8 protein-coding genes are annotated in these 11,743 nt (G+C 48.2%); 6 read left to right on the plus strand and 2 right to left on the minus strand.

The annotated features are described in order from the left end of the window. Positions 1-3: 3 nt before the first annotated feature. Positions 4-774, plus strand: a complete 771-nt coding sequence (locus C813_RS26460) for a (S)-acetoin forming diacetyl reductase (protein WP_017457519.1) — start codon at positions 4-6, stop codon at positions 772-774. Positions 775-904: 130 nt separating this feature from the next. Beyond that, entirely contained in the window at positions 905-1,672 is a 768-nt protein-coding gene (locus C813_RS26465; RefSeq protein ID WP_017457520.1) for a class I SAM-dependent methyltransferase, read from the plus strand. Positions 1,673-1,676: 4 nt separating this feature from the next. Here the strand turns inward: C813_RS26465 and C813_RS26470 are convergent, their stop codons facing one another. Continuing rightward, positions 1,677-2,369, minus strand: coding sequence for a class I SAM-dependent methyltransferase (locus C813_RS26470; protein ID WP_017457521.1), 693 nt, complete (start codon positions 2,367-2,369; stop codon positions 1,677-1,679). A 165-nt stretch (positions 2,370-2,534) separates the two neighbouring features. On the opposite strand from C813_RS26470, the gene C813_RS47345 reads away from it, so the two are divergent. From C813_RS47345 to C813_RS26485, 4 genes are all read left to right on the plus strand, one after another. After that, complete coding sequence (locus C813_RS47345; protein ID WP_017457522.1) at positions 2,535-2,702, plus strand: hypothetical protein; 168 nt, start codon at positions 2,535-2,537, stop codon at positions 2,700-2,702. Between the two features lie 423 nt (positions 2,703-3,125). Beyond that, positions 3,126-4,682: an MFS transporter gene (locus tag C813_RS26475; protein WP_017457523.1), complete on the plus strand. Its 1,557-nt coding sequence runs from the start codon at positions 3,126-3,128 to the stop codon at positions 4,680-4,682. Positions 4,683-5,133: 451 nt separating this feature from the next. Beyond that, on the plus strand, positions 5,134-6,165 hold the full coding sequence (gene pstS / locus C813_RS26480; protein ID WP_370568886.1) for a phosphate ABC transporter substrate-binding protein PstS: 1,032 nt from the start codon (positions 5,134-5,136) through the stop codon (positions 6,163-6,165). 681 nt (positions 6,166-6,846) lie between these two features. Next, on the plus strand, positions 6,847-10,611 hold the full coding sequence (locus tag C813_RS26485; protein ID WP_017457526.1) for a two-partner secretion domain-containing protein: 3,765 nt from the start codon (positions 6,847-6,849) through the stop codon (positions 10,609-10,611). A 62-nt stretch (positions 10,612-10,673) separates the two neighbouring features. Here the strand turns inward: C813_RS26485 and C813_RS26490 are convergent, their stop codons facing one another. Further along, a complete protein-coding gene (locus C813_RS26490; RefSeq protein ID WP_025263838.1) occupies positions 10,674-11,387 on the minus strand; it encodes a 4'-phosphopantetheinyl transferase family protein in 714 nt (237 codons plus the stop codon). Positions 11,388-11,743: the final 356 nt, after the last annotated feature.

Here is an 11,743-nt window from a genome sequence, read left to right on the forward strand (position 1 = left end):
ATGATGAAAAAAGTTGCATTCGTGACCGGTGCCGGTCAGGGCATTGGTAAAGCCATTGCGTTGCGTCTGGCGAAAGATGGCTTTGCCGTCGCTGTTGCCGATTACAACGCCGCAACGGCAAAAGCGGTGGCCGACGAAATTAATCACAACAATGGCAGCGCGATTGCGGTGACGGTGGATGTTTCTGACCGCGACAAAGTGTTTGCCGCGGTAGAGGAGGCCAGAACCAAGCTGAACGGTTTCGACGTGATTGTGAATAACGCTGGTGTTGCGCCTTCAACACCGATTGAGTCCATCACGCCGGAAGTGGTGGATAAGGTTTATAACATCAACGTAAAAGGCGTGATTTGGGGCATCCAGGCGGCGGTAAAAGCCTTCAAAGCGGAAAAACACGGCGGCAAAATTATCAACGCCTGTTCACAAGCGGGGCATGTCGGTAACCCGGAACTGGCCGTGTACAGTTCCAGTAAGTTTGCCGTGCGGGGACTCACGCAAACCGCCGCGCGGGATCTCGCGCCGCTTGGCATTACCGTTAATGGCTACTGCCCTGGCATCGTGAAAACTCCCATGTGGGCAGAGATTGACCGCCAGGTTTCGGAAGCGGCCGGTAAACCGCTGGGGTATGGCACGCAGGAGTTTGCTAAACGCATTACGCTTGGGCGTCTTTCGGAACCTGAAGACGTTGCCGCCTGCGTCTCTTACCTCGCAGGGCCGGATTCCGACTATATGACCGGCCAATCATTGCTGATCGATGGTGGGATGGTCTTTAACTAATTTATATGGCTCGGACACAGCCTTGCCCTTGCGAAAACGCAGGGGCTTTTTTGTTGATGAAAGCCATTCTCATCTCCATACCGTTGTGTTAAGTTGCATGTAAAATACATGTTATGGTGAGGAGAGTCCGATGGCCGACAGTGATAAAGCAGGGCATACCTTTTTGGCGAGCCTCGGGAAAACGCGTTTGCGCCCCGGCGGGGTGGAAGCGACCGAATGGTTATTTAGCCAGGTACCGCTAAATGCGCAGAGCCGGGTGCTGGAAGTCGCCTGCAATATGGGCACCACCTCAATTGAACTGGTGCAGAGTTTTGGCTGCACGGTCGATGCCATCGACATGGATAAAAACGCGCTCGCGCAGGCGCGACAGAACGTGATTTCTGCCGGCCTCAATAGCAACATTCATCTTAGCGAAGCCAATGCGAATAAGTTGCCGTTCGACGATAACACTTTTGATGTGGTGATTAACGAAGCGATGCTGACCATGTATGTGGACAAAGCGAAAGCAAAACTCATCAGTGAATATTATCGTGTGCTGAAACCCGGCGGCCGTTTACTGACGCACGACATTATGTTTATGCGCAGCGGGCTGGCGACAGATAACCAGTCAAAACTGGAGCAGGTGGTGAAATCGAATGTCAGCCCGATGACAGAAGCAGCGTGGAGAACATTGTTTATCGACAATGGCTTTGCCGAGGTGGAAACGTGCCACGGGGCAATGTCGCTGATGTCGCCCGTTGGGCTGATCCGTGATGAAGGTTTCGCGCGTGCGTTGCGCATTGTTTTTAATGGCTTGCGCACCCGTGATAACCGGACGCGTTTTCTCGGCATGTTCCGCTTTTTTCGCGCAAATCGCCGCCAGTTAAACTACATTGCCTGCTGTTCACGCAAGGCGTAACACCTCAGCTTTTGCGCGCCGTCCAGCCATGGATCAGCAGCGACTGGAAAAAGCGCAGCGGTGGGGTAAAACCAGCCTGTTCAATCAGCGCTTCCGTGGCTTCTGCGGGCAACAGCAGCAGGCGCTGCGACAGTTGCGCTTTGATTTCAGCCATATCGCGCGGTGCCTGGCTGGCGGTTTCGTGCATGGCTGTCCACACTTCAAGCTGTTCATCAAACGCCGGGCTGTGCATATCCCCGGCGATCTCCGCTGTGATCACACGTCCACCATGTTTTAACTGGCTCGCCATTTGTGAATAGATGCCATCGCGCTGCGGATGCTGAATAAAATGCGTCACCAGCAGGCAGATCACCGCATCAAAATCGCCGCTGGCGGGAAGCTCACAAAGATAGCCTTCATGCAATGTGCAGCGGTTGGCAATGCCCGCCTGGTCGAGCTTTTGCTGGCAAACTGCCAGCATATCTGGCGAGGGATCAACGCCGGCAAAATGCCAGTGCGGATGGTGCTGCGCAAGGCGAATGATTTCGCTGCCGGTGCCGACACCAACGCAGAGAATTCGCGCCTGTTGCGGCATTTTTTTCAGCAACAGAGAGATAAGCAGGTGCAGATTGTTAGCAATTTCGCCCAGTCGCTCGTTGTAAGCATCGTACTGGCGGGAGAATTCGCTGTTAAAAATATCGTTCGTATTCTGTGCCACGTTATCTCCGGGATGGTTGTCAGTAATGTAACTTAAAATATTACATGATAATAGGCAGCGCAAGGCATATGCATATTTCGGCAAACCAGTGCGAAAATGATCGTTTTGGTTATGGTGCGCTTTGCGTTTAACTGAGCACGTCAACCTTTGCTGGAGAACGTGCTGATGAAGACATTGCTGCAACAGTGGCTTAATCGCCTTACCCCGACGCTGCCATTACAGACGGACGCGGGGGAATATGATTCGGGGCGCCATGTGGCGCTACTGATCCCGTTCGGCCTGCTTTATGGTCTTGATTATCATCCTTCTGTATGGATTTACGATGAAAAATGAGCGCTTTCACCTGGTGATGCGCTATAGCTACTGGAATGAACTGTGCGCTGAAAAGTAAAACCCGTCTGATATCAGGCGGGTTTTTTGTTTGTGCTGCGCAGGGTTTTGGTGAATTCACAACTGCCACTTTTTAACTGTTCTTTCGATCTCACTTCTCACTTTTTTAGAATTAACGAAGGCGATTTTTTCTGGCTTATGCCTGAGGTCACATTTTCGACAACTTAACTTGTATGGTAGTAGACATAAATTCCCGAAGGGAGATAACGTGAAGACTGTGATGTTTTCCGGTGGCAACAGGCGTGCGTTATTAACGGCGCCGTTCTGGCACAAATAATTCTCTTATGGAGTTTTTATGTCCATGATAAATAAAGAACAGTTACAGCTTAAGAGCCTTATAAAGCTGAGCAGTTGCGGGGGCTGGTTATGACCCGTAAAAACCGAAAAGTGACGATTCCTGTCAGCATTGGTTACGGCATGACAGACATAATGGGCGGTGGCGCTTTTACGGTAATTGGCGCCTGGCTGCTGTTTTATTACACTACGTTTGTCGGTTTATCGCCGATTCAGGCGGCGTCCATTGTCGCGATCGCAAGGATTGTTGATGCTATCGTGAGCCTGTTTATGGGCAGTTTTACCGATCATTTTTATAAAAATTTTCTAGGCAAGAAATTTGGCCGGCGTCGTTTCTTTTTACTTATCGGCGCTCCGCTGATGCTGGTTTATATTCTGTTATGGCTGAATGGCATGAATTTTTGGTTTTATCTTGCCGTTTACCTGGCGTTTGAAATTATTGCTGCCATGGTCTTAATCCCGTGGGAAACATTGCCATCGGAAATGACCAAAGATTTTAACGATCGCACCAAGCTTTCTACTTGCCGCATGTTTCTTTCGGCTTCCGGTACGTTTCTCGCGACCTTTATCCCCGGTGTGTTAATTGGCTGGCTGGGTGAAAAAAATGCCGATGCGTATTTGATTAACGGCGTTGTTTTTGCTGTGTTGTTTATGGTCTGCGTATTTATTTCCTGGAAAGTAAGCTGGGAGCGAGAAATCACACCAGAAATGATGCAGGAGATGGAGAAAAAACGTCAAACTGGCAATGCGGCGCAAACACTTACCGGCGTGATTAAGTTATTTAAAGATTATGCCTCGACACTGAAAATTCGTGCATTCCGCAAGCATCTGGCTATTTATCTTTTCTCTTTCACGGCGAAAGATATTTATAACACGGTGTTTGTTTTTTTCTGTGTTTATTGCTTGCATGTCTCATCTTCGCTGGCGGGAACCTTGCTGTCGATGAGCATCGTCGGGCTGCCGGTAACGCTCGTCGCGGGCTTCGCCATTATCAAATATGGCCCGTCCCGGCTTTATGTTTTTGCCTACAGCATGATGCTGCTGTGCCTGGGCGGTTTCTTTCTGGTGTACCAATTCCCCACGGAAAACAAAGTGGTGCTGCTGGTGATCCTTGCCGGGTTCTACCAGGTTGGGCGCTGCGTTCTGGAATTTACGCCGTGGAACGTGTTCCCGTTTATTCCGGACATTGACGAAATGATTACGCGCCAGCGCCGCGAAGGACTATTTGCTGCCGTGATGACGTTTTCACGTAAAACTACGGTAGCCATTGCGACCTTTGCCGTGGGTTTGCTATTGCAGAGCGGTGGTTTTGTTAAAGGCAGCCTGCAACAGCCTCAGGAAGCGATCACCACCATTGTGATGTTGTTGTTTATTGGCACCGCCGGGCTTTTGCTGGTGGCAATGTGGCAAGCCCTGACTTTCCATCTGAATAAGCGCACACACCGTATTTTTGTCGATGAACTTGACCGCCTGAAAGCCAACGGAAATAAACAGAGTGTGACACCTGAAGCGCGTAAAGTTGTCGAAGACTTGACAGGTCATCGTTACGACACGCTTTGGTCTGATGCCACGGTAGACGATGCAGTAATATCAACTGCCGGATTAAGTAAAAGTTATATGCCGAAATAGGTTTAATTGCCTGGTATATATTGGGCTGATTTTTTTAAAAAAGGATCGGCTATTTTTAAAGGGCATTTATTGATGAATCAATATCATGTTGAGTCGGTGGATTATTCTCGGTGAGAGTAATTTTGCGGGCGGAAAAAATAACTTACATAATGTTGCACATCTGTCATATGAGTGCTGCGGTTTTCGTGTTTAATAGCTGCGGCTACTGTAACTCAGTACGCTCCTCCAGAGCGCGAGAGTTGCAAATTTTAACCGTTAGGTTAATTCATCTTTTTTAAGATTTGCTTAGACCTCCCGATTGCGATCCGGAGGTCTTTTTTTGCGTGTTGTGCCGCCTTGTTTTTATTTTTCGCGGTTGACACAAAATTGTCATAAATTCGCTCTATGCTGCCCTCGCTCTTAATATTATTCAAAAATTTAATCACTATTTCGATTCGGAGAGACTATGGCAATGCTTAATGCGTCAGTTCGCCTGATGGCTGCTGCTCTTGCACTTTCTACGACTACTGTTTTCGCTGCAACGAATGTGACGGGTGCTGGTGGTACTTTCCCGGCGCCTGTATATGCAAAATGGGCGGCTGAATACCAGAAACAGACGGGATCTCAGGTGAACTACCAGGGGATTGGTTCTTCTGGCGGCATCAAACAGATTATTGCGAAAACCGTGGACTTCGGCGCATCCGATGCCCCGATGAGTGATGATGATCTGGCGAAAAACGGCCTGTTTCAGTTTCCGACTGTCATTGGTGGTGTGGTGCTGGCGGTTAATATTCCTGGCGTAAAATCCGGCGAACTGACGCTGGACGGCAAAACGCTGGGCGATATTTATCTGGGCACCGTTAAAAAGTGGAATGACCCGGAAATCACCAAACTGAATCCGAAAGTCAAACTGCCGGACACGAATATTAACGTGGTGCGCCGCGCAGATGGCTCGGGCACTTCTTTTGTTTTCACCAGCTACTTATCTAAAGTGAATGCTGACTGGGCAAGCAAAGTGGGTAAAGGCTCAACGGTGAACTGGCCGGTTGGCTTAGGCGGTAAAGGCAACGATGGCGTTGCCGCGTTTGTACAGCGTCTGCCGGGCTCCATCGGCTATGTTGAATACGCCTATGCTAAACAGAACAACCTGACCTGGACAAAACTGTTTGACGCCGATGGCAAAGTGGTTGAGCCGTCACAGCAGAGCTTCAGCAATAGCGCCAAAGGGGCTGACTGGAGTAAATCTTTCGCTCAGGATCTGACTTTCCAGAAAGGCAAAGATGCATGGCCGATTTCGTCCACCACCTTTATCCTGGTGTATAAAAAACAGGATGACGCGGCGAAAGGCGCTGAAGTGCTGAAATTCTTCGACTGGTCTTACAAAAATGGCAGCACCATCGCCAGCGATCTGGATTACGCGCCGCTGCCGGATTCCGTTACCGCTCAGGTTCGCGCTGCATGGAAAGCCAACGTACAGGACGCTTCTGGTAAGCCGCTGTTCTAATCTCGCTATTTCTTAAAAACAAACCCGGTGCGCTACCGGGTTTTTTGTTATTAGCTCAAAGCTAATTGCCTACGCAACGTATTTTTATTTTATTAAGTTGAGTGGCGAATAATTATGTTTACCAGGTTAATAACATTGAGGCTTGTTATATTACTTTGATAGATAATTCTGCAACGATATTTTTATTGTCTTAATGCTTCTAAGTTATATTTTAAATGATGCACTTCGATTGTCTGTTTTTCACTCGCCAGACCAAATGAATCATCTGATTTTGAAGTATGGCATATTGTTCTATTTGTTAACCCCTGTTAGTTTTTAGCCCGGTCTTGATTTATTCCCCGCTCGCGGGATACTGCGATGTTCAATCCTGATGTTAATTCTTTCACAGGCTTTGTAAAAACCAGACGTCTCGCGAGGTGCCAGGTTTCATTTTTTATTCTGATTCGGTATGCCTGGTGAAGTTACCAATAAATTCATTCGAATAAAAAATCGATTCCAGGCTCAGGAAACAAGACTGAGAACGTTTTATTTCAAATTGGTTCTGAAGGTTAATTAAAGGGAAGCAAAAGCGTGATTAATTCGGAAAAGAAAGTCCAACGCCTTGTGAGAACTCAGCTGGCTCCGTTGACGGTTGCAATGATATTCGCATTACCTGCTGTTGCGCATTCCGCTGGTTTAAGTATGAAAAATGGCACGCTATATAATGCGAATGGCGTGCCGGTCGTGGATATTAGTAAACCTAACAGTAATGGCTTGTCACATAACGTCTGGGACAACCTCAACGTCGATAAAAATGGCGTTATTTTTAATAACAGCGGTTCAGCATCCGATACCGTATTAGGCGGCACCATCCAGGGTAACAGCAATCTGACATCCGGGTCAGCAAAAGTTATTCTCAACGAAGTCACCTCCAAAAATGCATCGACGATTAATGGCATGATGGAAGTGGCGGGTGATAAAGCTGCATTAATTATCGCCAACCCCAATGGCATTACGGTAAATGGTGGCGGTACGATTAATACTGATAAACTCACTCTGACCACCGGCACACCAGATATTCAGAATGACAAACTTGCAGGTTATTCCGTAAACGGCGGAACTATTACTATCAGTAAACTGGATAACGCCAGCCCTACTGAAATTTTGTCGCGCAACGTAGTGCTCAGCGGAAAAGTAACCGCAGATGAACTGAATATTGTTGCGGGTAATAACTACGTTAATACTGCCGGTCAGGTGACCGGAACGGTCACGGCGTCAGGCTCGCGTAACAGCTATAGCGTTGACGTTGCACAAGTTGGCGGCATGTACGCGAATAAAATTAATCTTATTAGTACCGAAAGCGGCGTGGGCGTGCGTAATCAGGGCGTCATTGCCGGTGGCTCTGGCGGGATCAGCATTGATGCCAATGGTCAGCTACTGAACAGTAATGCACAGATTCAATCGACCGGTTCGACAAAGATTAATACCAACGGCAAATTGGACAATACAACGGGTCTTATTACTTCTGCGGGTGCTATTTATCTCGATACTAATAAGAACGCTATTGTTAATGCCCGTTCAGGTACGATTTCGACGACGGCAGATATCTACGTTAATAGCGGCGAATTTGATAACACCAACGGCAAAATTGCCGCCAGCGGTGTGCTGGCTGTCGATACCAATAACAATACGTTTACCAACGTGGGTAAAGGAAACGATGTTGGTATCGAAGCAGGTATTGTCACCTTAAAAACCGGTACGCTAAATAACAGTAACGGTCAGATCCACGGCGGCTATCTGGGGCTTGAATCCGGTGCGATCAACAACAACAGCGGTATTCTGGAAACATCAGGCGACATGGACATTGTCAGCCTTGGCAATGTCGACAATAACAAGGGCCTGATCCGCTCTGCCAGCGGCCATATCAACATCCTGTCTGGCGGCACTATCAACAACGGCAGCACCAAAACAGCGGATACCGTCAGTTCCGACTCCTTAGGTATCGCAGCCGATACTGGTGTAGTAATCAACGCAAACAGCATCAATAACAGCGGTGGTCAGATCGCATCGAACGGCGATGTGTCACTAAACAGTAAGGGCCTGGTCAATAATGATTCCGGTAATCTTCTTTCCAATAGCAAAGTGATTGTGAAGGGCGATTCTTATCGTAATGACTACGGTGGCATCGGCGGCAAGAAGGGCGTGGAGGTGTCGGTTAACGGCGACCTGAGCAACTATATCGGCGTTGTGAGTGCGGAAGAAGGTGATATCTCACTGAGTGCAAATGCGGTCGATACCCACGGCGGTTTCATGATGGGGCAAAATATCTCCCTCGACGCGAAAGCCAGCGTAAACACCACCAGATCGCTGGTATTAGCCAGTGAAAAGCTGACTATCCATGCGGGCGGAAATGTTGATAACCGTGATGGTAATCGCTTTGGCAATGACTTTGGCCTCTATTTCGGCATGCCGCAACAGACCGGTGGCTTAATCGGTAAAGGTGGCGTTGAGATTTCCGGGCAGAATATTTACAACAACAACAGCCGCATCATTGCAGAAAATGGGCCAATGAGCCTGCAAGCGAAAGGGAACATTGATAACACGCGTGCGCTGATGGTCAGCGGGGCGGATACCGCAATCAAAACCGGCGGGGCTTTCTACAATAACTACGCAACGATTTCCAGCGGAGGCAACCTCACACTCGATACCGTTTCCCTGGAAAACTACAGCAGCGGCACGCTTATCGATAATAACGCCACAGGTTTCATCAACTCAGAAAAAGATCTTACGCTGAATGTGGACAACAATTTCACGAACTACGGCTGGATCAATGGTAAAGGCGCAGTGGCGCTGAATGTTGCGAAAGGGGCGTTTTACAACCGTAATACCCTTGCAGCTGATAAGGCGCTTGCGATCAATGCCCTGAACGGTATTGAGAACTTTAAAGATATCTCTGCAGGCGGCAGCCTGACGCTGGATACGCAACGTCATGTGGCAAATAACAGCAACAGCAATATGGTCGGTAACGGGATTACTATTAACGCGGTAAACGATATTAATAACCGCGGTAATATTGTCAGCGACGGCGATATGAACGTTGTGACTAAAGGTAATCTCTATAACTACCTCTATATGCTGGGCGCTGGTGATGTCGCGATTACCGCAAACAACGTCAACAACAATAATTCCCTTATTGAAGCAGGCGGTGATCTGACGATTACCTCTAATGGCAATGTGGGTAATAACCGTGGCACGCTGCGTTCCCTGACTGGCGATGTTAATGTGGCGGCAAAAGGAACGGTTGATAACTATAACGGTAAGATCACCTCAGCTGGTGATGTCGGAATTAGCGGCAACAGGTTGCTCAATGATTATGGTCAGATTGCTGGCTTAAGCGATATTAACCTGATTCTGACGGGCAACTTCGATAGTTACAAAGGTTCTGTGACCTCTCAAATGGGCGATATCAAGCTGGTTGCCAACTCGGTGGATAACAACAACGGGTTAATCGCAGGTGAAAATATCTCCATTGATTCCAAATCAGGTATCTATAACAACACGGCGCTGATTGCCGCGAATAAAACACTTACCGTAAATGCTGTCGGCAATATTGAAAACAGAGACGGTAATAACTTCAGTTATTACAACGGCGAGTATTTTGGTGTCGCAGGCGATGTGGGGGGCATGGTGGGTAACGCGGGCGTCTCGCTTTCCGCACAGAATATCTACAACACTAACAGCCGCATTCTGGCAGAGAACGGCCCGCTTAACGTGCTGTCCCGGGGCGTTTTCGATAACACTCGCAGCATATTGATGAGCGGTGCCAACGCCATTATTAAGGCGGCCGGTGTTTTCTATAATAACTATGCGATGACATATAGCGCAGGTAACCTCGACATCACCTCTGCTTACCTTGAGAACTACAGCAACGGTAAGCTGGAAGATGGAACGGCAACAGGCGTTATCGCTTCGGATAAGAACCTGAACTTGACCGTAGATAACAGCACCACCAATTACGGCTGGATCAGCGGTAAGGGCGATGTGAATTTCAGCGTGTTAAAAGGTGTGCTGTATAACCGCAACACCATCGCCGCTAATAACGCACTGGCGATTAATGCCCTGAACGGTATCGAGAACTTTAAAGATATCCTGGCGGGAACCAGCCTTACCCTTACTACCCAACGGCACGTTACTAACAACAGCAACAGTAATATGCTTGGGCAAAGCATTAAGATTGATGCGGTAAAGGATATTAATAACCGAGGCAATATTGTCAGTGATTATGCATTAGCCGTGAAAACAGACGGTAACGTGTATAACTATCTCAATATGCTGAGTTATGGCACCGCGAAAGTGACCGCGAATAAAGTCACGAACAGCGGCAAGGACGCGGTTCTGGGCGGTTTTTACGGCCTTGATCTCGAAGCGAATGCGATCACAAATACCGGCACTATTGTCGGTCTGTAAATCGCAACAAAAGGCAGCAGCGATCGCTGCTGCCTTTCCTGATTTGATACCCGCCTACTGCCTTACGCGATCAGCGTAATCACGCGATTGTCCTCGATGAGATACTGGCCATTAAACTGGCATCCTTGTTTGCGCTTTGGCGTCAGCAACTGCGTTAGCTCAAGGGTAAAAGTTTCTGCCGCCGTATCGATGCTACAAATCCGTGCCGCTTCAAAACCGAAAAAACATTTCACGTCAGGATAGAGCGCTTTGAACAGACTCTCTTTGGCGGAAAATACTATCAGTAACGCCGTTTCATACGCCAAGCCACAGGCGGCAAGTAATCGCCGCTCCTCAGGGCTGGTGAACATCTCCGCTGTCTCTCTCATGGCCTTGGCGTCGAACATTTCAATATCAATGCCGGGCGTTAACCCTGCGTTACGCGGCGCAATAATAGCAATGGCGTGACCACGGGTATGAGAAAGGCTGCCGCACCAGCCCGCAGGCCAGACGGGCTCCCGGCCGGGAGACGTACCCACGTGACCATCGCATTCCGCGTTTTGTAATAATTGTCTGGCGGCATAGCGAGCCGCCAGGTACTCCGCGCGCCGTTTTGCTACCGCTTTATCAAGCACCGGGGGAAAAGGGATGGCATATTCGCTAAAAAGCGCATCCTGGTAAGCGGTTGCGTCGAATGTGACCTGGCAGTAAGCCATTGCCGGGAATTGCGTGATGAACCCCGTTTCCGAGTGCATCACGAAAGTAGAACAGGAATGGCTTAGTTGTGAAGTAAACATTTTATCTATCAATAAGTTAATGTGTTGTCTCATCGGTAACATGTTGCTAGCAAACGCAATCAGTGTACCGCAGGTGCGGTAGCCATCACGCATTTCTTTCTCCGCAAAGGCGCGGTGATTGAGAATCGTCTTGAGGAAATCACACTATTATCATCCATCAACGTTAAGGTTTTCTTTTATATTGTCACTTATCTATCCACCTCATGAATAATTTCACAGAATAATAAAAAGCTCCTTTCAGAATTTTTCATTGTGGTGATAAATGGAAATATAAAATATTTTCGCCAAATTAAAAATAATAACATCTTTATTATCAAGCGCATGGTGCTGTAAATATCATGGTGATGTTGTTGTGG

The organism is Kosakonia sacchari SP1, assembly GCF_000300455.3.
Classification (GTDB): Bacteria; Pseudomonadota; Gammaproteobacteria; order Enterobacterales; family Enterobacteriaceae; genus Kosakonia; species Kosakonia sacchari.